23 protein-coding genes are annotated in these 24,572 nt (G+C 41.8%); 22 read left to right on the forward strand and 1 reads right to left on the reverse strand.

All coding sequences use genetic code 11. From position 1 onward, the window contains the following. Nucleotides 1–48: 48 nt before the first annotated feature. From JFU50_RS21980 to JFU50_RS22075, 20 genes are all read left to right on the forward strand, one after another. Complete coding sequence (locus JFU50_RS21980) at nt 49–1,089, forward strand: TRAP transporter substrate-binding protein (protein WP_242485406.1); 1,041 nt, start codon at nt 49–51, stop codon at nt 1,087–1,089. A gap of 27 nt (nt 1,090–1,116) precedes the next feature. Then, the gene (locus tag JFU50_RS21985; protein WP_201224117.1) at nt 1,117–2,367 is read left to right on the forward strand and encodes a lactate racemase domain-containing protein; all 1,251 of its coding nucleotides are present in this window, start codon (nt 1,117–1,119) and stop codon (nt 2,365–2,367) included. A 64-nt stretch (nt 2,368–2,431) separates the two neighbouring features. After that, complete coding sequence (locus JFU50_RS21990) at nt 2,432–4,636, forward strand: dihydroxy-acid dehydratase domain-containing protein (protein ID WP_201224119.1); 2,205 nt, start codon at nt 2,432–2,434, stop codon at nt 4,634–4,636. A 61-nt stretch (nt 4,637–4,697) separates the two neighbouring features. Continuing rightward, nucleotides 4,698–5,465 (forward strand): IclR family transcriptional regulator, encoded by a 768-nt coding sequence (locus JFU50_RS21995; protein ID WP_057219004.1) that lies wholly within the window; start codon nt 4,698–4,700, stop codon nt 5,463–5,465. 31 nt (nt 5,466–5,496) lie between these two features. Then, a complete protein-coding gene (locus JFU50_RS22000) occupies nt 5,497–6,384 on the forward strand; it encodes a fumarylacetoacetate hydrolase family protein (RefSeq protein ID WP_201224127.1) in 888 nt (295 codons plus the stop codon). 11 nt (nt 6,385–6,395) lie between these two features. Then, entirely contained in the window at nt 6,396–6,701 is a 306-nt protein-coding gene (locus tag JFU50_RS22005) for a UxaA family hydrolase (RefSeq protein WP_053346444.1), read from the forward strand. Between the two features lie 4 nt (nt 6,702–6,705). Then, nucleotides 6,706–7,863 (forward strand): UxaA family hydrolase, encoded by a 1,158-nt coding sequence (locus tag JFU50_RS22010; RefSeq protein WP_201225152.1) that lies wholly within the window; start codon nt 6,706–6,708, stop codon nt 7,861–7,863. 21 nt (nt 7,864–7,884) lie between these two features. Continuing rightward, nucleotides 7,885–9,354 carry an alpha-ketoglutaric semialdehyde dehydrogenase GucD gene (gene gucD / locus JFU50_RS22015; protein ID WP_201224129.1) on the forward strand — a complete coding sequence of 490 codons (1,470 nt, stop codon included), beginning with the start codon at nt 7,885–7,887 and terminating at the stop codon, nt 9,352–9,354. 67 nt (nt 9,355–9,421) lie between these two features. Continuing rightward, the gene (gene dgoD, locus JFU50_RS22020) at nt 9,422–10,570 is read left to right on the forward strand and encodes a galactonate dehydratase (RefSeq protein WP_053346443.1); all 1,149 of its coding nucleotides are present in this window, start codon (nt 9,422–9,424) and stop codon (nt 10,568–10,570) included. A 19-nt stretch (nt 10,571–10,589) separates the two neighbouring features. Continuing rightward, nucleotides 10,590–11,498 (forward strand): dihydrodipicolinate synthase family protein, encoded by a 909-nt coding sequence (locus tag JFU50_RS22025; protein WP_201185261.1) that lies wholly within the window; start codon nt 10,590–10,592, stop codon nt 11,496–11,498. Then, nucleotides 11,498–12,445 carry a U32 family peptidase gene (locus JFU50_RS22030; protein WP_201224131.1) on the forward strand — a complete coding sequence of 316 codons (948 nt, stop codon included), beginning with the start codon at nt 11,498–11,500 and terminating at the stop codon, nt 12,443–12,445. The genes JFU50_RS22025 and JFU50_RS22030 overlap by 1 nt, the downstream gene beginning before the upstream one ends. A gap of 75 nt (nt 12,446–12,520) precedes the next feature. Further along, nucleotides 12,521–13,480, forward strand: a complete 960-nt coding sequence (locus JFU50_RS22035) for a C-terminal binding protein (RefSeq protein ID WP_201185259.1) — start codon at nt 12,521–12,523, stop codon at nt 13,478–13,480. A gap of 14 nt (nt 13,481–13,494) precedes the next feature. Beyond that, complete coding sequence (locus JFU50_RS22040; protein ID WP_201224133.1) at nt 13,495–14,358, forward strand: fumarylacetoacetate hydrolase family protein; 864 nt, start codon at nt 13,495–13,497, stop codon at nt 14,356–14,358. A gap of 23 nt (nt 14,359–14,381) precedes the next feature. Beyond that, complete coding sequence (locus JFU50_RS22045; protein ID WP_201224135.1) at nt 14,382–15,338, forward strand: sugar kinase; 957 nt, start codon at nt 14,382–14,384, stop codon at nt 15,336–15,338. A 14-nt stretch (nt 15,339–15,352) separates the two neighbouring features. Beyond that, nucleotides 15,353–15,985 (forward strand): bifunctional 4-hydroxy-2-oxoglutarate aldolase/2-dehydro-3-deoxy-phosphogluconate aldolase, encoded by a 633-nt coding sequence (locus JFU50_RS22050; RefSeq protein ID WP_201224137.1) that lies wholly within the window; start codon nt 15,353–15,355, stop codon nt 15,983–15,985. A 224-nt stretch (nt 15,986–16,209) separates the two neighbouring features. Continuing rightward, nucleotides 16,210–17,025 carry an ATP-dependent sacrificial sulfur transferase LarE gene (larE, locus tag JFU50_RS22055; RefSeq protein ID WP_201224139.1) on the forward strand — a complete coding sequence of 272 codons (816 nt, stop codon included), beginning with the start codon at nt 16,210–16,212 and terminating at the stop codon, nt 17,023–17,025. Next, the gene (gene larB / locus JFU50_RS22060) at nt 17,022–17,789 is read left to right on the forward strand and encodes a nickel pincer cofactor biosynthesis protein LarB (RefSeq protein WP_056520512.1); all 768 of its coding nucleotides are present in this window, start codon (nt 17,022–17,024) and stop codon (nt 17,787–17,789) included. Before larE ends, larB begins: the two co-directional genes overlap by 4 nt. Beyond that, the gene (locus JFU50_RS31555) at nt 17,770–18,651 is read left to right on the forward strand and encodes a LarC family nickel insertion protein (RefSeq protein ID WP_201224141.1); all 882 of its coding nucleotides are present in this window, start codon (nt 17,770–17,772) and stop codon (nt 18,649–18,651) included. Before larB ends, JFU50_RS31555 begins: the two co-directional genes overlap by 20 nt. Next, nucleotides 18,648–19,124: a nickel insertion protein gene (larC, locus tag JFU50_RS31560; RefSeq protein ID WP_098176427.1), complete on the forward strand. Its 477-nt coding sequence runs from the start codon at nt 18,648–18,650 to the stop codon at nt 19,122–19,124. The genes JFU50_RS31555 and larC overlap by 4 nt, the downstream gene beginning before the upstream one ends. Before the next feature lie 652 nt (nt 19,125–19,776). Continuing rightward, nucleotides 19,777–20,538: an SDR family oxidoreductase gene (locus tag JFU50_RS22075; protein WP_201185247.1), complete on the forward strand. Its 762-nt coding sequence runs from the start codon at nt 19,777–19,779 to the stop codon at nt 20,536–20,538. Nucleotides 20,539–20,999: 461 nt separating this feature from the next. On the opposite strand, the gene JFU50_RS22080 is transcribed toward JFU50_RS22075, so the two are convergent. Continuing rightward, nucleotides 21,000–21,917 carry a DMT family transporter gene (locus JFU50_RS22080; RefSeq protein WP_201185246.1) on the reverse strand — a complete coding sequence of 306 codons (918 nt, stop codon included), beginning with the start codon at nt 21,915–21,917 and terminating at the stop codon, nt 21,000–21,002. Between the two features lie 569 nt (nt 21,918–22,486). Between JFU50_RS22080 and JFU50_RS22085 the strand changes: the two genes are divergently transcribed. Continuing rightward, on the forward strand, nt 22,487–23,443 hold the full coding sequence (locus tag JFU50_RS22085) for a sugar kinase (RefSeq protein WP_201185245.1): 957 nt from the start codon (nt 22,487–22,489) through the stop codon (nt 23,441–23,443). A 114-nt stretch (nt 23,444–23,557) separates the two neighbouring features. Then, nucleotides 23,558–24,568, forward strand: a complete 1,011-nt coding sequence (gene allD, locus JFU50_RS22090) for an ureidoglycolate dehydrogenase (protein WP_201185244.1) — start codon at nt 23,558–23,560, stop codon at nt 24,566–24,568. Nucleotides 24,569–24,572: the final 4 nt, after the last annotated feature.

Genomic DNA, 24,572 nt, shown 5'->3' on the forward strand with positions numbered 1-24,572 from the left:
TAATTGGATTTGTATGCTCAGAGTTATAACATTTTAGGAGGAAATATGATGAATAATTGGCTTAAGCGTTTGGCAGCTGGTGTGATTTTGCCGGGAATATTACTTTTAAGTGCTTGTGGAAGTGCACAAAATGAAAGCGCTACAACAGACGGTATCCAGGAAAGAACAATCAAAGCAGGTATCGGAAATAGTAAAATGCACCCACAAGGGCAGGGGATGGTCAAATTTAAAGAACTGCTTGAAGAAAAAAGTGGAGGGAAAATGAAAGTCCAAAACTTCTTTGATGCCACCCTTGGAGATGATCAAAAAATGACAGAAGCTCTTCAAGGAGGCTTACAGGAAGTAACAGTTCCTTCAACTTCTCCACTTGTGGGGATGATAAAGGAATTTGGAATCTATGACTTTCCATTTGTCTTTAATAATGAAGAAGAAGCCTATTCAGTACTTGATGGTGCTATAGGTAAAAAGCTTTTGGATAAATTACCGGAACATGATTTAGTAGGTCTGGGATATTGGGAAAACGGCTTCCGAAACTTAACAAACAGCAAACACCCAGTTGTAACAGCTGATGATTTCAAGGGCCTTAAGATACGTACTATGCAAAATGAAGTGCACTTAGATGCATTTTCAAAGTTAGGGGCTAATCCATCTCCCATGGCTTTCTCTGAAGTATTCACCGCATTAGAAACAGGCACTGTTGATGGTCAAGAGAATCCTCTCGCGACAATTCAAACGCAAAAATACAATGAAGTACAAGACTACTTAAGCCTTACAAAGCATGTTTATACACCATTTGTATTCCTTGTCAGCAAAAAGTTCTGGGATGACTTATCGGAAGAAGAACAAAAAATCATGAGTGAGGCTGCACAAGAGGCTGGAGAGTACCAACGGTCACTTAATAGAAAGGAAAATGAGAAAGCACTTAAATATCTAGAAGAAGAAGGAATGAAAATCAACGAAGTAAAGCCGGAAGAAATGGCAAAAATGAAGGAAGTTATTCAACCAGTGACGGACAAGTTTGCCCAAAAATTCGGCCCGGATCTTGTTGAAGAAATGATGACCGAAGTTGAAAAAGTGCGCGGTAATTAAACAGCACTGCAGTATGGAGGAATGATAATGAATATTATCTCTGAGCTTTTACGAGAAATTCAATTACCGAAAATGGTCAAAGTGCGGCAGGTATTTCATGCACCTCAACTCGCTGATGTAGCGGGTGAGGTGCAAAAGGCGATAAAAGAAGCTGGGGTCTTATCAAGAATAATTGAAAATGACAATGTGGCTATTGCTGTAGGAAGCAGGGGGCTAGCAGATCTCCCTATATTGGTAAGAGAAACAGCAGCTGCAGTTAAGAATGCAGGAGGCAATCCATTTATTGTACCTGCAATGGGGAGCCATGGCGGAGCAACAGCGGAAGGGCAAATTGACGTGTTGCATCAGCTGGGTGTGACAGAAGAAGTGGTTGGAGCGCCAATAAGGTCTTCAATGGAAGTGGTGAAACTGGATGAGTTGCCTAATGGGCTCCCTATATATATCGATAAATTTGCCTATGAATCGGACAAAATTATAGTCATTAATCGGATAAAACCACACACTGCATTTCGTGGGCCGGTTGAAAGTGGTCTAATGAAAATGATCACAATTGGTTTAGGTAAACAAAAAGGAGCCGAAGCAGCTCATGCATATAGTTTTAAGTATATGGCTGAGCATGTACCTGAGATGGCGAAAATTTCCTTATCGAAAGCTCCGATTATATTCGGCATTGCGACTATTGAGAATGCCTACGATAAACCTGCGAAAATCGTAGCTGTACCGGCGGAGGATTTAGAAAAGGTTGAGCCGGGACTGTTGATAGAAGCGAAATCGTTAATGCCAAAGATTCATTTCGATAAGATGGATGTACTTATTGTAAATGAACTAGGAAAAGACATTTCCGGAGATGGAATGGATCCAAACATAACGGGCAACTTCGCCACTCCTTATGCTTCTGGCGGTCCAGAAGTTAAACGGACCGTTGTCCTTGGACTTACCGAGAAAACTCATGGGAATGCAAACGGCATCGGTATGGCTGATATGACGACGAAAGCGGTCATGAATGAAATTGAATGGGAAAAAGGGTATGCCAATGCACTCACCAGCACCGTGACAGATGTTGTAAAGCTCCCTATGTTTTTAGATACTCAGGAATTGGCTGTAAAAGCTGCAATTAAAACGTGCAATGCCTTCGATTTAAATCAAGTAAGAGTCGTAAGAATAAAAAATACACTTGAGATCGGTGAAATTTGGATTTCTGAAAGCATGATGGAAGAGGCTGAAAGAAATAGCAAGTTAGAAATCTTGTCAGAATTAGAAGACTTGGTTTTAGACTAATAGATACCCTTCTTTATTTCTTTTAATAGATTTCATTTGAAAATAGTGAAAAGGAGTGCTTTAAATGACTCACCTATATCCGCTCATTGATAACGAAGTTAACCCTTACCGAGATAACGTACAGGGAAAAGCAAATGAACCGATTACGGTCGCGGGTCTGCTTGACCGCTCCAAATTGACACTTGGTTCTACCTATGAAGGTGGCAAGCCGGACTGGACGCTGGAAGAAATTTATATGCGGCTTGAAAGAAATGCGCCGCGTATTGCGATTATCGGCGGTTCATCCGATCACCCGGCGCACATTATGGATTACCAAACGTCCGCACGGGCAGCAATCCGCATCTGGCAAAATGGCGGTGTGCCGTTTCACTTCTCGACACCGGTAATGTGTGATGGAACTGCACAAAGCAATCAAGGGATGAGTTACTCACTTCAAAGCAGAAATGCGGTTGCACAAATGGTTGTCAATCAGCTTGAAGCTCACAGTTATCATGGTGCATTCGTTATTCAAGGGTGTGATAAACAGCCTCTTGGTGTTGTAAGCGCGCTCGCGCATGTCGACCGTGTGCGTCGCAACCGCGGTGAAGCGCCCTTTTTCGCGACATTCGCACCTGCTCACGTATTAGAAGGTGGTTCAATTCCTGCCGACGTGATAGAAGAATTGGAAGCACTGGCGAAAAAAGCGGAAAGTGAAGGTGTAGCTGATGTAGCGGTTGATTTACGTGATACGATGGCGTATATCTTGCAATGTTCATCGAATACTGCATTTCAGGGTGTATTCGAACGTGCATATGAACGTGGCATCTTGACGAAAGAACAGCATAAATATTTTGAAATGAGGCTTGCTGTGGCTACTTGTGATGGCCAGGGAGGCGTGTGTGCCTTTAACGGAACAGGCAATAGTTCACGTCATCTAGTTGCAGGCATGGGACTCGTTCATCCAGCAGTTGAGCTATTAACAGATCCACCATCACAGCGCCAGATTAACGCCGTGCTTGATAGCTTTTCTGTAATGATTAACGACGAGCGATACGGAGTGGCCAACATTGTCGCATCGAATATAAAAAATGCAATACGCATTCACAGCGCTTCGGGTGGTTCTACGAACTTAATGATGCATATCGTAGCTGCCATGCTATATGCAGGATACAAATTCAGCTTATGGGATCTTGACCGCATTCACCATTTACATCCGATTCCTGATTTATTTGATTACAGCTTGACTGAAGGACGTGACATTTATTCACTTGCAATGCAGTGTTGCAGTGGCACAAGCCGTGGGATGGAAACGCTTGTTTACGAACTTATTGAAAATGGTGTACCAATGGATCAGGATGTTCCAACAGTCGCCGCAAAAACGTGGAAAGAACGTCTTGCGATTACACGCAGCCTTCAGGCAGTAAATGTAAAGAATAATCAAGTTATTTTATCCACTCCACGCCGTGGATTCAGCGGTGTAGATGTATTAAAAGGAAACTTTTTTGAAAGTGCTGTTGTGAAAATTAGCGGGATGCCGACACCGCAGCTTAATCAGTTCGATGATAAGCTAGCATTCGTTCTTTATTACGAAAATGAAGATGATGCCAATAGAGGCCTGCTTGATTCAAGCCTGCTCTCGAAAATAAAAGAGCAAAAGCTGTTCGAGCATGATCATCTTCTTGCATCACTTAAATACAATAATGAGCCTGAATGGTCACGAATAAAAGATGCACCTTACGAGGAATTATTTGACGAGATGGCTGATCAAGGTACTTTGAAAATTGCCGTCATTATCGCAGGGCAGGGTCCCATTGCTTTCGGTATGCCAGAAATGTTTACACCGATGCAACATATTAATGCTAACCGTGTTATGAAAAAACTCGCAACAATCATTAGCGACGGCCGCTATTCGGGTGTCACTTACGGCGCCGCTATTGGTCATATGACACCAGAAGCATATGAAGATGGAGGCATTGGTTTCCTCCAAACGGGTGATGTTGTTCATCTTCAGCTTCGCGAGGGCCGCATTGATTTTGTCAATGCCGCTCAACTTCTTACCGGAAAGGTTGTGCATGAGTTTGAGGATTATATAAAAGAAGAAAGACAATCATTGGTCACGGAACGTAAGCAACGAATGAAAGATCGTCAAAAAATGGTTGCGGCCAGCAACCGGATGTATGGACATACAGATGCGGCAAATGGGGTTGTACCAATCGCCGTCGTAGAAGATGCTACACTTGATTATGAACAGGATATTTTGCTTCTGGAAAAAAACATAGTAATAAAGTAAGGAACGCTCGTCATAAATCCGATAAAATAAAGATAGACAGAAAATGAAGGAGTGAAGAACAATGCCTATCATCCAATCAGTGGAGCGCGCATTGAAAATATTGGATTTATTTGACGAGCGTGACAGGGAATTAACTATCACAGAAATAAGCAAACGAATGAATTTGCATAAAAGCACGGTTCATTCGCTTTTAAAAACCTTACAGTTGCATCAATATATTTCACAAGGTGAAGAAAATGGCAAATACTCTCTAGGTTTAAAGCTATTAGAGAGGGGGAGCGTGGTGGTGACCCATCTCGATTTGCGTAATGTCGCAAGAAAACATCTTGAATGGCTTTCCGAGACCACAAACTTAACGCTCCACCTCGTCATATTAGACGGGCAGGAAGGTGTATATATCGATAAAGTGGAAGGCAGAGGGGTTACGGTTTTGTATTCTCGTATTGGCCGCCGTGTCCCGATACATACAAGTGCAGTAGGTAAATCACTAGTGGCAACTAAAACCGATAGTGAACTAGATTTGCTCTTGGACGGCTATGTATATACAGGACCAACCGAAAGATCAATAAGGTCAAAAGAACAGTTCTTAGCTGAAATCGAAAAAGCACGTATTGCTGGGTATTCAATGGATAATGAAGAAAACGAACCAGGAATTTTCTGTCTGGCTGTGCCAATAAAAGATTATTCAGGCAAAGTAATAGCCGCTATGAGCGTATCGATGCCTTCATCGAAAGTAAATGAAGAAACACACGAGTATTATGTACGTATATTAAAGGAATGCAGCAGTAAAATTTCGCAGGAGCTTGGATATGAATATCAAAAAATATAAAACGTGACTGCCATTTAGGAGGGACTAGCAAATGAGAATTATTCGCTATGTAAAAGAAAACGAGAAACAACTTGCTGCCGTGACAAACGAAAACAAGGTGGTGGATCTTCCGTTTATAGATTTTATGTCGTTGATTGAAACGGCACGTCAGAAAAACAAAACTGCGTTTGATATTGTAAAACAAATAGTTGCCGAAGAAGAAAAACAGCCATTAGAAGGTCTTAAATTAACAACGCCCATCGACGCACCAGAAGTATGGGCATCTGGTGTAACGTATAAAAAAAGCAAGGAAGCACGTAATTACGAAGCAACGCAAGGAAAGCTTGACCGCCAAACGTTCTATGACAAAGTTTATGATGCAGTGCGTCCCGAGATTTTCTTTAAATCGACTGCAGCAAGAACCGTAGGACCGAATGATCCAGTTTACTTACGTTCAGATTCACACTGGCAAATCCCGGAGCCAGAGCTTGGTCTTGTCATCGACAAAGAAGGGACGATACTCGGATACATCGCAGGTAATGATATGAGCTGCAGGGACATTGAAGGTGAGAATCCACTTTATCTTCCACAGGCAAAAGTATGGAAAAATTCTTGCTCTATCGGACCGGCCATCTTATTAAAAGAGGCTGTTTCGGATCCATATGACCTTAAAATAATGTGCCGTATCTATCGAAATGAAGAAAAGGTATTTGACGGAGAAGCAAAAGTAAACCAACTGAAACGTAAACTGGAAGAGCTTGTAGAGTATTTAGTGTTAGATAACATTATTTTTGACGGAACAGTTCTGCTCACAGGTACATGCGTGGTTCCACCGAATGAATTTACATTGTATGACAACGATCGGATTGAAATTGAAATTCCAGGCATTGGAATTTTGAATAACCCCGTCATCCAAAGTAATGCCGTACAAACAATTTAAGGAGTGACAAAATGAGCGAATATAAAACCCTGTATTTAAGTAAGGAAGATAGTGTAGCTGTTGCCTTATCCGAAATTCCTGAAAAGACATCAGTGGTTGTGAAAGTAGGTCAAGATGACCTCGCTGTAACCGTAACCATTCTTGAACCGATTCGCTTTGGCCATAAGTTCGCAGTTAAAGCGATCGAACATGGAGCAGACATCATTAAATACGGTGAAGTCATCGGTGCAGCCTCCGCTTTTATTCCTGCTGGAGCACACGTTCATGTACACAATTTAGAAGGCAAAAGAGGAAGGGGTGACAAGATTGCTGAATGAAAAAATGCAGTTTTGGGGCTACCGCCGTCAGGATGGACGCGTAGGTGTCCGGAATCATGTTCTGATTTTACCGACGATTACTTGCGCAACGCAAACAGCTCAGCGCGTAACAGAGCTGGTAAGCGGAACAGTCACATTTATTCACCAGCATGGCTGTGCGCAAGTAGGCACTGATTATGATCAAACGGCCAGAACCTATGCGGGAATGGGTATGAATCCAAATGTATACGGTGTCATTGTACTTGGCCTTGGCTGTGAAACACATCAGGCGCATCGAATTGGAGATGAGATTGCCAAATGCGGCAAACCAGTCGAAACGGTGTCGATACAGGATCATGGCGGCACACTTCAAACCATTGCAGAAGTAGCTAAAATTGCAGTCAAAATGGTACAGGATGCCTCGATGGTACAACGAGAATTATGTGATTTTAGCGAGCTGATTGTCGGCACAGAATGCGGTGGGTCGGATGCATGCTCTGGATTATCGGCGAACCCAGCAGTCGGGCGTACGAGCGATTTGGTTGTCCAACAGGGGGGAACGGCTATTTTAGCAGAAACGACTGAACTCATCGGAGCAGAGCATTTGATAGCTAACCGGGCAGCAAACGACCAGGTAGCTAAAAAAGCTTATGCGGTTATTAAAATGATGGAAAACCGCTCGATTCAAATGGGCGTAGACATTCGCACCGGAAATCCAAGTCCGGGCAACATTGAGGGAGGTCTCAGCTCACTCGAAGAAAAATCACTAGGGGCTGCGACAAAATCAGGTACAACCCGGCTGGAGGAAGTCATTGATTATGCACAGGTACCGACGAAAAAAGGGCTCGTATGGATGGATACGCCTGGCCACGACATTGAGCAATTGACGGGCATGGTCGCAGGCGGTGCCCAAATCATTCTCTTTACAAGTGGACGAGGCACGCCAACTGGTTCTCCGATTGCACCTGTTATTAAAATTTCAACGAATACGCCAATGTTTGAGCGGATGAATGAAAATATGGATTTAAATGCAGGTACGATTGTCGATGGTATAGAAACCGTTGATGAAGTGGGCCGGCGCATTATGGATGAAATTCAACACGTTTCAAACGGAAAACTCACAAAAGCGGAAATATTAAAGCAGCATGACTTTGGGATTTGGAGAATTGGACCAACATTTTAATATAAAAAGGAGCCAAAAACAATGATATCAACTACATTTGCAACGAAAACATATAAAAATTTTATTAACAATGAGTGGGTAAACGCATCTTCTATGGAGACGATTAAAAGCATTAATCCGGCGGATAAAGAACCGGTTGGCTACGTTCAGAGCTCAACGGAAGATGACTTGAACAAAGCGGTAGTATCTGCGGATAAGGCGAAGAAAGCTTGGCGTAAGCTTGGACAGTCTGCACGTAGCCAACTTCTTTTCAAAACGGCCAATATCTTAGAAGAAAACCTCGATGAAATTGCTGAAACAATGACCCGCGAAATGGGTAAAACATTACCCGAAGCAAAAGGCGAAACGGCACGAGGTGTTGCGATCTTACGTTACTATGCAGGGGAAGGAATGCGCAAAGATGGCGATGTTATTCCATCATCTGATAAAGATGCCCTTATGTTTACAAAACGTACACCACTTGGTGTTGTCGGCGTTATCACGCCATGGAACTTCCCAGTTGCGATTCCCATATGGAAAATGGCTCCGGCCCTTGTATATGGCAATTCCATCGTGTGGAAACCTGCTACGGAGGGAGCTGTTACAGCAGCAAAAGTGATGGAATGCTTCACAAAAGCCGGCTTCCCAGAGGGTGTTGTGAACTTCATTACCGGTACAGGATCTATCATCGGCCAAGGACTCATCGATCATCCGCTTTTAAATGCAATCACATTTACCGGTTCTGAAAGTGTCGGGCAAGGTGTAGCGAAGTCAGCTTCCGCGCGTGGCATTAAATATCAGCTTGAAATGGGTGGCAAGAATCCAGTTATCGTGACGAAAGATGCGAACATCGATCAAGCAGTCGAAGCAGTCATCAGCGGTGGATTTCGTTCTTCTGGCCAAAAATGTACAGCTTCAAGTCGTGTGGTCGTTGAATCAAAAGTCTATGATGAATTTAAACAAAAACTTGTAGACGCAACTGCAAAAATTACCGTTGGCAATGGTCTACAAGAGGGTATTTGGATGGGTCCGTGTGCAAGCGAAAGCCAGTTTAATACGGTGAAAGAATACATTGAAAAAGGCAAGCAGGAAGGCGCAAAACTCATACATGGCGGAGAGATATTAACTGGCGGAGATTACGATAGGGGCTTTTTCATTACTCCAGCGATTTTTGAAGACGTCACGACGGATATGGTGATTGCACAGGAAGAAATTTTTGGACCAGTTATTGCACTTATAAAAGCAACCGATCTTGTCGAAGCAATTGACATGGCAAATAATACGAAATACGGATTGAGTGCATCGATCTTTACTTCAAATATTAGCTCAATTTTAGAATTCATCGATGAAATCGAAGTAGGGCTTGTCCGCATTAACGCAGAAAGCGCAGGCGTTGAGTTGCAAGCACCCTTCGGCGGCATGAAGGCATCAAGCACAGGTTCTCGAGAGCAAGGTGAAGCGGCGAAAGAATTTTATACAGCATTAAAAACGGTTTTTATTAAAGGTTCTTAACAAAAGAAAGAGAGGTTTTCATATTTGAAGATCTCTCTACTTCCAAAAAAACATTGCGAGGTGCCAAATGAAAATCACAAAAATTTCTCTATTCAAAGTTCCACCCCGCTGGCTATTTTTAAAAATCGATACGGATGAAGGCATTTCTGGCTGGGGGGAGCCTGTCGTTGAAGGCCGTGCTGAAACGGTAAAAGCAGCAGTTAACGAACTGACCGATTATTTAATCGGGAGAAACCCGAACGACATTGAAGACATTTGGCAAACGCTTTATCGAGGGGGATTTTACCGAGGAGGCCCTATTTTAATGAGTGCCATTTCTGGCATTGAGCAGGCATTATGGGACATTAAAGGAAAATACTTTAATATTCCTGTATACCAAATGCTCGGGGGCAAAGCACGTGAAAAAATTAAAGTGTACTCGTGGGTCGGCGGCGATCGTCCAGTGGATGTCGTTGCTGCCGCAAAAGAAAAACAGAACGAGGGCTTTCTCGCTGTCAAAATGAACGCATCAGAAGAAATGAACTACATAGACAGCTTTTCGAAAGTAGAAGCGGTCATTGAACGCGTAGCGTCAATTCGGGAAGCGGTAGGGAAAGACTTTGGCATTGGTGTAGATTTTCACGGGAGGATTCATAAAACGATGTCAAAAACGATCGTGAAAGAACTCGAACCATACCGCCCAATGTTCATTGAAGAGCCGGTGCTGCCAGAAAATAATGAAGCACTTCGTGAGATTGCCTGGCACACGACGTGCCCGATTGCGACGGGTGAAAGGATGTATACTCGCTGGGGCTTTAAGCAGCTTCTTCAAGATGGCTATGTCGATATTATTCAGCCGGATCTGTCTCACACAGGTGGTATTTTAGAAGGGAAAAAAATTGCCGCGATGGCAGAAGCGTATGATGTAGCCATTGCGCCGCACTGTCCGCTCGGCCCAATGACACTCGCTTCATCGATTCATCTGGATGCTACGACGCCGAATTTCATTATTCAGGAGCAAAGCCTTGGTATTCATTACAACAAAGGGATGGATATTCTCGATTATGTTAAAAATTCTGAAATATTTGACTATGAAAATGGTTATGTGAACATTCCGGATAAACCGGGTCTTGGGTTAGAAATTGACGAAGAAAAAGTGAAGCAGGCAGCAGAAATAGGACATGATTGGAAAAACCCAATTTGGCGTCATGAAGACGGAAGTATCGCTGAATGGTAAAAAAGAGGAGGTCAAAACAATGAATTTTCATGGAATCATTCCGCCGGTAGTCACTCTTTTTGACGAAGCGGGAAATTTAGATATAGAGCTGAACAGAAGCTATATGGATCAAATAATTTCACGGAATATTGACGGTATTTTATTGATGGGAAGTTCAGGTGAGTTCTCATCACTTACAACAGAAGAACGAAAGCTATACGTACGCGAAATGATTAAGCACATTAACGGTCGAGTGCCGGTTATGGTTGGCGTTGGACATACCGCATTAAAAGAGGTACATGAATTAACTTCTTATGCAGAAGAGCATGGAGCTGATGGGGTTCTTGTAGTCAACCCATATTACTGGAAACTGTCTGACGAACAATTATACCGTTATTATTCCAGCGTAGCTGATCACACAAATCTACAAGTGTTCATTTATAACATTCCACTTTTAACAGGACAAAATATATCGGTAGAATTGATTAAAAGATTAGTAGTAGATCATTCAAATATTGCCGGTATTAAAGAAACAGTCAGTGATTTCGGCCACCTGCGGCAAGTCCTGACCGAAGTGAAAAAAGTTCGCAGTGATTTCCGTGTCTTTTCTGCATTTGATGAGCATTTACTTCCAGCTCAAATGATTGGTGCAGCGGGTAGCATTAACGGAAGCGCTGTTTTTGCACCTGAAATATCCGTTGATTTATATAATTCATATCAAAAAGGTGATCTGGAAAAAGCACAGAAAAATCATCAAATGATTTCAAAGCTGATGGATATCTACACGTACGGACCGACATTTTTTACTGCCATGAAAGAAGCCGTTCATCAGCGCTGGTTTGACGTATCCGCTGGACACCGTGCTCCGTGTGATGTATTCCCGGCTGATTTGCGTGACAAAGTAACGGCTCTTTTAAAAAATATTGATATGAAAGAAGGTGTCCAATAATGAAAGAATCACGCGACTTGCTCGAGCAATTAGGCTACCCATCAACTGATCTTAAAGAACTTCCGACATCAACGAAAACATTTCCAGACGGGGCGCAATACCGCATTGAGCTTCCAAGTGTAGAAGGTCCAGTTGCACTAAAAGAAACATTGAAAGAAATTGACCGCTTAGGCTTAACGATTCACAGAATATCTCAAGGAAGCGGCATCATGCTACAAACGGATGAAGAAATTAAAGAAATGTGTGAAATGACAGCAGAACGTGGAATGGAGCTTAGTTTGTTTGTCGGTCCCCGAGGTTCATGGGATGTCAGTGCGGGACCGCTTACACCTGGGGGCAAATCACAGGGGATACGCCATGAAGGTGCTGACCAGCTTGTTTATGCAATGGAAGATTTGAAAAGAGGAGCAGCTCTTGGTCTACGGGGTGCGTTAGTTGCAGATGAAGGACTTCTTCTTATAACGAAAGAAATGAAAAAGCACCGACAGTTGCCGGAAGATTTTGTTGTAAAAGTTTCGGTCCAAATGGGGTCAGCCAATCCAGTATCCGTTAAATTAATGGAAGACATCGGAGCGAATACGTACAACGTGCCACCTGCATTGACGCTTTCTAAACTTGCAGCGATTCGTCAAGCAATAGACATTCCAATTGATTTGTATGTCGAGGTACCGGATACATTTGGCGGCTTTTTGCGCTATTATGAAATACCGGAAATTATCCGTGTATTGGCGCCAGTTTACATCAAATTTGGTCTTCGTAATCACCCTGATGTATACCCATCTGGGAAACAATGGGAGAGTACGAACATCTCACTTGCACATGAACGTGTACGCCGTGCCGCAATTGGAATTCAAATGATTGAACGATATTATCCAGAAGCGAAAACATCGAAACTTGGTGCGGAAGGCCTCGGAATTGCGAAAGTCGAAAAAGCAGCTGCGAAATAAATGATTTTCACCTGAAACGGGAGGAATCCCCCTGACCTAAAGGGGTTTAATACCATATGTGGGAGTGGAGTCTAAATGGCCTTTAAAATATTATTAACGGATTATGAATTTGAGCATTTGCAATATGAAGAAGACGTTTTTAAAGAAAGCGGATTGGACATTGATTTCATAAAAGCGCAATGCAAAACAGAAGAAGAAGTTATTGAGTTGGCAAAAGAAGTGGATGCGATTTTAAATCAATATGCTCCTGTCTCACGCCGTGTCATTGGATCACTTGAAAACACGAAAATCATATCCCGCTACGGTGTCGGGGTCAATACAATTGATCTCGATGCGGCGAAAGAAAAGGGGATTACTGTTGCCAATGTACCTGATTATGGTATGGAAGAAGTTTCGAACCATGCATTGGCGCTTTTGCTTTCATGGGCGCGCAAAGTGACGCTGTTAAACAATGAGGTAAAAAAAGGTAACTGGGACTTTAAAGCTTGTGTGCCGATTCATCGTTTTAACGAGCAAACGGTTGGGGTTCTTGGTTTTGGTCGTATTCCGCGTCGTTTCGTGGAAAAGGTGAAACCGCTCGGCTTTAAAACGGCTGCATACGATCCATTCGTATCGGCAGAAGATATGGCAGCCGTCGGCGTTCAAAAAATGAATCTCGAAGAAATTATTAGTGAAGCTGATTATTTGTCAGTACATGTACCGCTAATTGATGATACGTTTCATCTGATCAATGAGGAGCGCTTAAAACAAATGAAAAGAAACGCGGTCATCATTAACACAGCTCGTGGGCCGATAATCGATGAAAAAGCACTCGCTGAAGCACTTGAAAAAGGGATAATTGCAGGTGCCGCACTTGATGTTACAGAAGATGAGCCGGTCAGCATCGATAGCCCGCTTCTCAAAATGGACAATGTCATCATCACACCGCACAGCGCCTGGTATTCTGAGGAAGCGATGATTGAACTTCGTCAAAAAGCAGCGAAAAATATCGTTCAGGTCTTAAACGGCGAAAAAACACCATACGCGTTGACGTAAGAAAGGATAAAAATATGAAAATAGCATCTTTTTCGGTAAAATCATACCATCATATCGGCATCGTACAAGATGATCAAATCATAAGTTTAACGGCACTCGGTCCAGATGATTTTCCTGCTTGTATGAAAACGTTTATAGAACGAGGAAGCGAGTTGCGTAAACGTGCTGAACAGTTAATCGAGCAACGGGGTAATGACGATGCAAAATTCTCACTATCAGAAGTAAAATTCCTCCCACCGATCGCACAGCCGGAAAAAATCATTTGCGTCGGGCTGAACTATATAGATCATTGCACGGAAACTGGGATGGAGCCGCCGGCTTCACCGGTCATTTTTTCAAAATATGCGAATGCGATTGTCGGTCAAAATGATGTTATTGAAATCCCAATTAATTCAAAAGAAGTCGATTTTGAAGCAGAGCTTGCGATTGTCATTGGAAAAAAAGCGAAAAATGTGTCAGAAGAAGAGGCGAATGACTACGTCTTTGGCTATACAATTATGAATGACATTAGCGCGCGGGATTTGCAATTTCAGGATGGCCAGTGGTCACGCGGCAAAACGGCGGACACATTTGCGCCAATAGGTCCTGTTGTCGTTACACATGATGAAGTGGGTGATCCCCATGAGCTGGCGATTTCCCTTGAATTAAACGGAGAAATGATGCAGGATTCCAATACAAGTAACTTAATTTTTACCGTTCCGCAAATCATCTCATTTTTATCACAGTCCATGACGCTAAAGCCAGGTGATTTGATTGCAACTGGTACACCACCTGGCGTTGGAATGGGACGTAATCCGAAAGTCTGGTTGAAAAACGGTGACCGGATGAACGTCAGTATTGAAAGAATCGGTACGCTTTCTAATCACGTTAAAGCCTAACATGAGAGAAAGAAGTTGATGATATGGATGTTGTAACAATCGGAGAAACGATGACAGTATTTACCCCGAATGAAGAAGGACCCCTTCGCCACGCCCGCTCTTTTTCAATGAAGTTCGGCGGTGCGGAATCCAATGTCGCGATCGGGTTAAGCCGTCTCGGTCACAGGTCACGCTGGATAAGCCGTCTCGGTGAGGATGAATTTGGCGATGCGATGCACTCGTTTATTCGCGGTGAAGGTGTCGATGTCTCATATGTAACACGAGATGCTAATGCGCCGACCGGAGTCTTTTTCAAAGAATTCAGGCGGCTAAATGATACGCGAGTCTATTACTACCGTAAAGATTCGGCGGCTAGCAAAATGACAGCAGAATTACTGGCGGAACATGTGATTCAAGACGCCGTTTACTTACACATTACCGGTATTACTCCTGCACTTGGTGAGTCGTGCCAGTTGCTCATAGACAAAGCGATCCGCATTGCCAAGGAAACCGGAACAAAAATCGTCTTCGATCCGAATATTCGGTTGAAAATATGGGCGGATGAAAATGAAGCACGTCACTTCATTACAAAATACGCATCGGAAAGTGATATCGTCATGCCGGGTGTGGCAGAAGCTGAATTTTTATTCGGTTCCTACACACCGGAGCAGTTTATCGATCATTTTCATGAACTCGGAGTCGAAACAGTTTTGCTGAAATTGGGCAAAGAAGGTTCTCTAATTTCATCCCCGTCTGTACCGAAAACACACGTACCAGGATTTTTTGTAGATCGTGTCGTAGACCCAATCGGTGCTGGGGACGCTTTTGCATCTGGTGTACTCTCCGGCCTTCTTGATGGACTGGCGTTAGAAGAAGCTGCACGGCGCGGAAATGCCATGGGAGCAATGGTAACGATGGTAAATGGCGATGTAGAGGGTTTGCCGATACGTGACGACCTCGATTTATTTATGAGTGGCGGAGCAGAAGATGTGACTAGGTAGAAAGGTGGAAAAGAATGACTAAACTAGTAGAGCTGAAACAAGGGAAGTTAGTCGCCGTTATTCGTGGTGCACGTCCCGATCAAATTGTACCAATCGCCAGAGCCCTGAATAAAGGTGGAATCCGAACACTCGAAATAACAGTAGAAACACCCAAAGTTTGCGAGTTAATTGATAAAGTAAAAGAGGAGTTCGGCGATGATATCATAGTGGGTGCCGGTACAGTATTGGATCCAGAAACGGCTCGTTCGGTCATCATGGCTGGAGCGGAATTTATCTTTTCGCCAACCGTCAATATTGAAACGATTAAAATGGCAAAGCGCTATGGCATTATTAGCATCCCCGGTGCGCTTACACCAACTGAAATTTTGACAGCTTACGAGCATGGAGCCGACGTTATTAAAGTATTTCCGGCAGATGCACTTGGGGTTGGTTACTTTAAAAATCTTAAAGGTCCGCTGCCTCACATCCCTCTAATGCCGACTGGCGGTGTTAATTTGGATAACCTCGCTTCCTTTTTAAAGGCAGGTGCCGTCGCAGCGGGAATCGGCAGTTCTTTAATCAACCCAAAGAAATTGCTTTCAGAGGAAGATTACACTGAACTGGAAGAAACGGCCAAAAAATTCTCTGCTATTGTACAAAATAATTAGAGTAAACCGAAGCTAATACGCGGGGCTTTATAGGGAAATAGGGATGAAATAAAACGTAAAAAAAACTGGAGCCATTTCCACCTTCTCCATTTTGTCATTGGCAACTTAAAAAAATCCCTGTAGAGCCTCTGTTCAATCTTTATGTGGCACTTACAGGTGTTCCTGTTAGCAGTACAGGAGGATAAAATTAGTATTATTTTATCAAGAAAGGAGAACAATTTGGCATGATACAAGAAAAATACAAAAAACTTCAGGATATTCTTGTAAAGATGGAGACTGTTGTGGTCGCATTTTCAGGAGGGGTAGACAGCACATTTTTGCTTAAAGTTGCAATTGATACTTTGGGATATGACAACGTGTTAGCCATTACAGCGGATTCGGAAACTTATCCGTCGAGCGAGCTGGAAGAAGCCATTATGCTCTCAAAATGGATCGGTGCCAGCCATCGTGTCATTCAAACATCAGAGTTAGCCATTCCAGGATATACAGAAAATAACCAAAATCGCTGTTACTTTTGTAAAAGTAGTTTATTTGACCACTTGCTTCCTATTCTTGAAGATTATGAATTTAATAATATTATTTATGGGGTTATTGCCGATGATGCGAATGAATTTCGTCCAGGCATGAAAGCGACAAAAGAAAAAGGCATCCGGGGACCTCTTCAAGAAGCGAATTTATTCAAAGAAGAAATAAGAGTGTTGTCTAAAGAAGTAGGTTTACCAACTTGGGATAAACCATCATTTGCCTGCCTATCATCACGTATAGCCTACGGCGAAATCATTACGAAAGAAAAATTGACGAAAGTAGATAAGTCAGAGGCTTATTTAAAATCATTAGATATTCACCAGGTGCGTGTTCGGACCCATGAGGATACCGCCCGTATAGAAGTAGATCCTGCTGATATGCCACTTGTGCTTGAATATCACGTTTTAATTACGAAACGTCTGAAGCAATTTGGTTATAAATATGTCTCTTTGGATCTCACGGGCTATACAAGCGGGAGTATGAATTTAGCGCTTAAAAAGGAAGAAATGGTATGATTGACGATATTCTAGAGCAGGTACAAAATGGTACATTGACAGCAGCGGAAGCAAAAACAAAACTTGCATCCTATGAAAATTTAGGGTTTGTAAAAATTGATCATCATCGTAAAAAAAGACAAGGCTTTCCCGAAATTGTATTTGGAGAAGGGAAAACAGCAGAACAAATTTTAACGATTGTTCAATCGTTACGGGCTAGGAATGATTCTGTACTAGTGACACGTATTTCTCGAGAAAAAGCGTTATTTGTACAAAAAGAATGTGGGGAATTTGAGTACAACGAGATTGCACGGACACTCGCATGGGTTAAAGAAAAGAAGAAAACTAATGGTTCATATATCGCGATTGTGTGTGCTGGGACATCGGACTTGCCCGTTGCGGAAGAAGCAGCCGTCACGGCCGAAACTTTAGGTATTCCAGTCAGGCGTATTTACGATGTGGGTGTCGCAGGGCTGCACCGACTTCTTGATAATATAGACGAAATACGAAATGCGACTGTTTCGGTATGCGTCGCGGGAATGGAGGGAGCGCTTCCGAGCGTGCTAGGAGGCCTTGTCATGAATCCGATTATTGCTGTGCCAACAAGTGTTGGCTATGGTGCGAATTTCAACGGATTATCGGCACTTTTATCGATGCTCAATTCATGCGCATCAGGTGTAAGCGTTGTCAACATTGATAATGGATTTGGTGCGGCATACAACGCAGCGCTCATTTACAAACTCGTACATAAAAAGGAGGTCAATGATGAGGACATTATATTTTGACTGTTTTTCTGGCATAAGCGGCGACATGGTAATTGGTGCTTTGATTGATGCAGGTGCCGATCCTTTTCAAATGGAAGAAGAGTTAAAAAAGCTAAATATTGAAGAAGAATATACTCTGTCCTGGGAAAAAGTTGTTAAAAATGGTATTGCCAGTACAAAATTTGATGTCATTCTTTCCAGAAAACCGGAGCGCCTTCATGAACACATCCATAGTCATGAACACCATCACCATCACGAACATAGTCACTCCAACGACCATAGCCATGATCACGAGCAAAGTCAAATTCTTGATCACAATGAACATAGTCACTCCAACAGTAATAGCCATGAACACCATCATCATCATGATCACCGCACGTACAAACAAATTGTCGAGATAATCAATGAGGCTAACTTTAATGCATCGGTTAAGAACATGTCACTTGCTATTTTTAAGAAGATTGGTGAAGCTGAAGGGCACATCCACGGGCTTCCCCTCGAGAAAGTTCACTTTCACGAAGTAGGAGCGGTTGATTCGATTATAGATATAATTGGAACAGCAATTTTAATCAATCAACTCGGTATTCAATCGGTACTTTCATCAGCCATCCCAACGGGGTCTGGACATATTCATATTGATCACGGTATATACCCGGTTCCTGCACCTGCTACACTGGAAATATTAAAAGGTGTACCGATTGCCGCAAGCGATATTCGATCGGAATTGGCTACGCCCACAGGGGCTGCAATCGCAGCTGTTTTAGCAGAATCATTTTGTCCGCTCCCGACCATGACTGTCAAATCAATCGGCTATGGTGCGGGAACAAAAACATTTAAAAATCATCCGAACGTCCTTCGCATTATCATAGGAGAGATGCAATGAACCACCCACCTGATCACGAGCATATCGATGACCAAATGATCAAAATGGAAGTTAATCTAGATGATATTTCCGGTGAATGGCTAGGCTATGTAATGGATTTGCTGTTTGAATCAGGGGCAAATGATGTTTTTTATACGCCGATTTTTATGAAAAAAAATCGACCGGGAGTATTGTTGCAGCTTCTCTGTTCACAACAGATGATTCCCGAAATGAAAAAGATATTATTTGCTGAAACAACGACTCTTGGTATCCGCTACTATCCGCTTACGGTGCACAGGCTTGAACGCTCATTTTCCAAAGTACATTCACTATGGGGCGCGGTAACGGTAAAGAAAGGGGTATATGGCGGGCAGCTCGTGCAACAAGCACCTGAATTTGAGGACTGTCGGAAAATTGCTGTTGAGAACAATATACCACTTAAACAAGTGTATGAAGAAGTATGGAAGTGTCTTGGGGAGGAGAAAGAAAATTGAGTCTTGTGTCGATTCTTACATTGGATTCTTATTAGGGAAAAAACATGCGTTAGTACCGGAGAATGTTATTGCAGAGGCAACTATAGCAGGCAATAAGAAAAAAATATTGCGGTCCACACTTACGGGCGTGTATTGGGGATTCGGCCATACTTGTACTCTGTTCCTGCCTTGTATTAGGCTAGAAATATTTGGACTAAGCTGTTTTTTTACATACCGTCAGAATATCAGGCACGATCATGAGCATGAGTAACATGTTTTCTCTTTAAAAAGGAAACCAGGGTAGTACAGACTGTCGGTAACGTCCAGGCAGTCTCTTTTTATATTTATTTATTAAGATTGTCGATAAGTACACAACATTACTGGGAAGCCCTCATCAAGGTAAAGATGTTTTCTCGTCGGTGATTTATTTTGGAAAGCCCCCAATAGCAAAAGCCCCTCGTGCTATGTGCCATGAGTTCAGAACGACGACAAGATGCTACAGTCGGGGGGACTTTGAAAAGCCTATTCCCTTAATAGGAAAAGGAATGATTGAGGCCATTCAGTTCAGTGAAATTGCCGCTTGAAGAAATTGTGCAGGATTTTGGATTAATGGAGATCCCGGATGTATCTTTAAAGATATTATTTGGCCGGATTAAACGAAAGAGGTGAAGATATGGTAGTTAATTTATTTGGATTAGAGGGAAAAGTTGCAGCGGTGACAGGGGCTACTAGAGGAATAGGACGTTCTATGGCTATAGCATTAGCAGAAGCGGGTGCAAACATTGCACTACTTCAGCGTTCGGTTGAACAAGTTGATGTAAAGTACGAAATTGAAAAATTAGGAAGAAAATGCTTGATTATTCCCTGTGATTTAGAAGATTTAAATCAAGTAAAGGAAGCAATTCCTAGTGTCGTCGCGCATTTTGGAAAGATTGATATTTTAGTTAATAATGCTGGTATTCAGCGCCGCTCACCTTCAGTCGATTTTCCAGAATCCGATTGGGATGATGTGATCCAGGTGAATTTAAAAACAGTTTGGCTTTTATGTCAGATGGCAGGTCGCTATATGGTACCACAAAGAAAAGGGAAGATTATTAATATGGCCTCTCTGCTCTCTTTTCAAGGGGGATTAACCGTCCCAGCGTATGCAGCAGCAAAAGGCGGAGTAGCACAGCTAACAAAAGCGTTGTCTAATGAATGGGCACAATACAATGTGAATGTAAATGCCATTGTTCCAGGTTATATAGCTACAGATATGAATGAGGCTCTAATCAATGATGCTGCAAGAAACAGGCAAATACTTGAACGAATTCCAGCGGGGCGCTGGGGAAACTCGGAAGATTTTAAGGGGGCTGTTGTATTCTTAGCTTCGGAGGCAGCAGGTTATGTTCATGGTCATTTATTATCTATTGATGGTGGATGGTTAGGCAGATAATCTTCAAATGTGTTATATCTGGCGAATATTTATATTTTAGTAGAAAGACAGTTATGTATTTGCTTAACCCGTTTTAGAATCCTAATAAAATTATGATGTTGAAATTAAATTACAAAAACAAAAAAATACGGATATTATTGAAATGAAGTTATATTTCCAGAAGGTTTGTAAATGAAGGATGGCTCAAAAATCAGTATATTTTCCTCAGATTAAAAATTATTGAAATTACCTGCTGAATGAATCCGCAATAAATATTAAGTGTCGAGGGGACAAAATACGTAAAGGTGAATTAAACATTTTGAGACCATTAACTTTCAATATATGTACTTTATTATTGTACTATTTTGGAAGGTTAATGGTCTCTCAATATATAAGGTTAGCCCCCAGACCCCTCTTGTATAAGTTCGAAGTCTGTTCAAGGATTATAGACTAGCAACATCTTCAATCTAAGTTGATTGCAACTATGCAGATATACCTTTATTTTTTCTCTGAAGAATCCATATTTCTAATGCCCCCGATCCAAGCAGGACTCCTGAAATAATGAAGATAAGACCCAAGAAATGTGCAGGAACAATGGCTTCATTAAGAAAAATGGCTGCCCCGACTAAAGAAAATAAGGTGTTTAAATTAAGAAATATAGAGGATTCGGCCGCACCAACCTTACCAATGGCGTAATTATAGCCCAGATGCCCAAGTGCCGTGGCAATCACTGCTGAGAAAATGAAAGCTACCCATATGGAAGGTGGAGCAGAAGCGAGTAATGCTAAGCCATCTGGTTCCTTCCATAAGCTGATGGCGAAAAGAATAAAAGATCCTATTAACATCATATAGCCGGTTAATAAGCGTGGATCCATTGTTTTTGAAGCTTGATTAATTAAAATAAAACTTAACGCTTGTGAAAGAATGGAGAGTAAGATATCCACATCTCCCAGATTAATAGAATGAATACCACCACTTCCTGCCAAAACGGTAAAACTCACACCAAGAGCACCACAAACAAAACCAAGAAATCGGATAATGGTCGGCTTTTTACGGAAAAATATCATTGATAATATGACTGTCAAAATTGGCCCCATTCCCAAAATCAATCCAGCATTTGTAGCTGACGTTTTTGTTAACCCTTCCGCTAAAAAATAATGATGAAAAACCACACTTAAAAGGGCGCCTCCGAAAACGTAAAAAAGTTCGTTTTTTTTAGGGAGACGTATTAGACCAAGAAAGTAGAGGATAAGGGAAACTATTAAAGAAGCCGCAAAAATTCTTAAAGAGGTAATTGTCACAGGTTGGGTATGTTCAACTAAAATTTTAATAACAGAAACGTTTAACCCCCAAGTAATCATGATTCCGATAAGTAAGATGTAGATTTTTAAATAGCTCATTCAAAACAACCTTTCAAACAAATTTAACAATTGATATATTATACAACTATCCCCAAATTAATAGCAAAAAAGTAAATTTTGATAATACTAAAAGGGGGAAGGGGAAAATCGAAACTGCTAATCAATTAGAACCTATGTAGTACATGTGTGGTGAAGGGAGAATGGTTAAAAGATTATAGATTATGGAAATGATAGTGTGTTAAAACATACTAACTTAAGTTGTCCTGTTCAGATTATCCCAAAATAAATCCATATGGATCCTCTGGCAGAGTTACCAAGAGGAGTGAAAAGTATTGAACTAAACTTTTTATGTAGAGATTCTTAGGGATATGTAGGTTTATTTGGTAATATGTAGGGTTTAATGGTGTGGAAAATTCACGAATAGAAATAAAATTACAAATTATTAAATTTTTCTATTGTTTTTGGTAGGGTTTTCAATTACAATTTCCTTATGATTTACCAAACCGGTTTAGTAAATTACTAAATCGATTTACCTTAAAAGGAAATGTTGGATATGATCAAATATATTACCTTTTATTTGTGAATGTTCGAAAAAAGGAGGTACTGTATTGTCATCAAAATTTGGTGTTTTAACACTGGGTGACGCCATGATTACGTTAAACCCAGAAGAAACTGGGCCTTTAAGATTCGTGAACAGATTTGAGCGAAAAGTAGGAGGGGCTGAACTGAATTTTGCCATTGGTTGTGCTCGGCTTGGTATGAGGGCAAAGTGGTTAAGCCGTTTGGGTAAGGATGAGTTTGGTCGTGTTATTTATAATTTCGCACGTGGGGAAGGGGTGGATATGAGTGATGTTGCCTTTGTAAATGGTTATCCAACATCCCTAAATTTCAAAGAAATTCGAGAGGATGGTTCCGGAAAGACTTTTTATTATCGCTATCAGTCACCCATATTAACTCTAAAACCGGAAGATATCACAGATCGGATGTTTGAAGATATTGACCTTGTCCATCTTACTGGTGTTTTTTTGGCTATAGATCCTAAAAATGTAGATATTGCTAAGAGGGTTATAGAAATCGCTAAACAAAAAGATATCCCTGTCTCATTTGATCCGAATATCCGCCTAAAGCTATGGTCTATCGAAGAAGCGAGATCTGTTTATTTAGAAGTTTTTCCATCTGTTGATATTTTGCTAACAGGTCTAGACGAAATACGATTGATTATCGGGATTGACTCTGAAGAATCATTGGCGGAATTCGCAAATGTAAATAATATAGATCAGCTTGTCATCAAGGACGGGGAACATGGCTCAAAACTATATACAAATAGTGTTTGGCATAAAAAAGAAGCATTCCCTGTTACCCCGATAGACACTGTTGGTGCGGGAGATGGCTTTGATGCCGGCTATATATACGGATATCTTCATGGTTTATCTATCGAAGAACGATTGGAATTCGCAAATGGCGTTGGAGCTCTTGTAACGACTGTTTCGGGAGATAATGAGGGGTTACCCTATTTGGAAGAGGTATGGCCTTTCATACAGAATGAAGCTGTTATTGAAAGATAAGGTGGAGAAGGAGCATGTCTACCGTCAATCAATGCAATTAAAGATAGTTTATCAGAGGGTCAAACAAACGATACATTAAGAGCGAAACATACAAATGTAGAGTAGGGGGAGAAAATGACAACAGTAACAATACAAGCAGAGGAAGCTAAACAACTAGTTATTAAGAAGTTAACAGAAGCGGGTTTAGGTGAAGGGCATGCAGGGAAAATCGCAGAGGTATTGGTCCATGCTGACCTTAGAAATGTGAATTCCCATGGGGTATTGCGGACAGAGCATTATATAAACCGTTTACAGGCAGGAGGAATTAACCCTGATGCGCAGATTTCCTTTCAATCGAGCGGACCTGTAACGGGAGTAGTTGATGGGGATGATGGATTTGGGCATGTTATCGGGGAAGTAGCTATGGATCATGCAATCGAAATGGCTCGTAACAATGGAGTGGGTATGGTGACTGTTGTAAATAGTAGCCATTGCGGAGCATTAAGCTATTTCGTTCAAAAAGCTACGGATGCAAAACTAATCGGGATTGCGATGTCACATACAGATAAAATCGTGGTTCCTTTTGGAGGTAAGACATCGTTTCTTGGAACAAACCCTATTGCTTATGGAGTACCTACAAAGACAAAGAAACCCTTTATCCTAGACATGGCGACATCCAATGTAGCATTGGGCAAAATCCTTCAAGCACGAGAAGAAGGAAAGGCAATCCCTGAAGGCTGGGGAGTCGATGAAAATGGAGCTACTGTCACAGATCCAAACAAAGTCGTTTCCCTTTCCACTTTTGGAGGTCCAAAAGGCTATGGGTTATCTGTCATAGTGGATGTGTTTTCTGGATTATTAGCAGGTGCGGCATTTGGTCCACACATTGGAAAAATGTATGATGATCTTGAAAAGAAAAGAAAGCTTGGTCACTATTTCTGTGTAATTAATCCTTCGTTCTTCACTGATTCTGACCTGTTTTTGGAGCAGATGGATCGGATGATAGAAGAGCTTCAACAGGTTCAACCAGCTCCAGGGTTCGACCGAGTATATGTACCGGGTGAAATAGAACAGCTTCATGAAGAAAGAAACCTAGTACAAGGTATTACGATAGCGTCGAGTGTGTATGAATTTCTTACAAAGTAGGTGG

The sequence above is a fragment of the Peribacillus sp. TH14 genome (genome assembly GCF_016651145.1).
Lineage (GTDB): Bacteria > Bacillota > Bacilli > Bacillales > DSM-1321 > Peribacillus > Peribacillus butanolivorans.

Bases quoted from the DNA above. Each gene is read 5' to 3' on its own strand.
- JFU50_RS22075 (WP_201185247.1), top strand. From the start codon at position 19,777: ATGGTAGTTAATTTATTTGGATTAGAGGGAAAAGTTGCAGCGGTGACA.
- JFU50_RS22025 (WP_201185261.1), top strand. From the start codon at position 10,590: ATGAATTTTCATGGAATCATTCCGCCGGTAGTCACTCTTTTTGACGAA.
- larE (WP_201224139.1), top strand. From the start codon at position 16,210: ATGATACAAGAAAAATACAAAAAACTTCAGGATATTCTTGTAAAGATG.
- larB (WP_056520512.1), top strand. From the start codon at position 17,022: ATGATTGACGATATTCTAGAGCAGGTACAAAATGGTACATTGACAGCA.
- JFU50_RS22010 (WP_201225152.1), top strand. From the start codon at position 6,706: ATGCAGTTTTGGGGCTACCGCCGTCAGGATGGACGCGTAGGTGTCCGG.
- allD (WP_201185244.1), top strand. From the start codon at position 23,558: ATGACAACAGTAACAATACAAGCAGAGGAAGCTAAACAACTAGTTATT.
- dgoD (WP_053346443.1), top strand. From the start codon at position 9,422: ATGAAAATCACAAAAATTTCTCTATTCAAAGTTCCACCCCGCTGGCTA.
- JFU50_RS22080 (WP_201185246.1), bottom strand. From the start codon at position 21,917: ATGAGCTATTTAAAAATCTACATCTTACTTATCGGAATCATGATTACT.
- JFU50_RS22050 (WP_201224137.1), top strand. From the start codon at position 15,353: ATGACTAAACTAGTAGAGCTGAAACAAGGGAAGTTAGTCGCCGTTATT.
- JFU50_RS22035 (WP_201185259.1), top strand. From the start codon at position 12,521: ATGGCCTTTAAAATATTATTAACGGATTATGAATTTGAGCATTTGCAA.
- JFU50_RS22040 (WP_201224133.1), top strand. From the start codon at position 13,495: ATGAAAATAGCATCTTTTTCGGTAAAATCATACCATCATATCGGCATC.
- larC (WP_098176427.1), top strand. From the start codon at position 18,648: ATGAACCACCCACCTGATCACGAGCATATCGATGACCAAATGATCAAA.
- JFU50_RS22045 (WP_201224135.1), top strand. From the start codon at position 14,382: ATGGATGTTGTAACAATCGGAGAAACGATGACAGTATTTACCCCGAAT.
- JFU50_RS21985 (WP_201224117.1), top strand. From the start codon at position 1,117: ATGAATATTATCTCTGAGCTTTTACGAGAAATTCAATTACCGAAAATG.
- JFU50_RS22000 (WP_201224127.1), top strand. From the start codon at position 5,497: ATGAGAATTATTCGCTATGTAAAAGAAAACGAGAAACAACTTGCTGCC.
- JFU50_RS22030 (WP_201224131.1), top strand. From the start codon at position 11,498: ATGAAAGAATCACGCGACTTGCTCGAGCAATTAGGCTACCCATCAACT.
- JFU50_RS21980 (WP_242485406.1), top strand. From the start codon at position 49: ATGAATAATTGGCTTAAGCGTTTGGCAGCTGGTGTGATTTTGCCGGGA.
- JFU50_RS22005 (WP_053346444.1), top strand. From the start codon at position 6,396: ATGAGCGAATATAAAACCCTGTATTTAAGTAAGGAAGATAGTGTAGCT.
- gucD (WP_201224129.1), top strand. From the start codon at position 7,885: ATGATATCAACTACATTTGCAACGAAAACATATAAAAATTTTATTAAC.
- JFU50_RS31555 (WP_201224141.1), top strand. From the start codon at position 17,770: ATGAGGACATTATATTTTGACTGTTTTTCTGGCATAAGCGGCGACATG.
- JFU50_RS21990 (WP_201224119.1), top strand. From the start codon at position 2,432: ATGACTCACCTATATCCGCTCATTGATAACGAAGTTAACCCTTACCGA.
- JFU50_RS21995 (WP_057219004.1), top strand. From the start codon at position 4,698: ATGCCTATCATCCAATCAGTGGAGCGCGCATTGAAAATATTGGATTTA.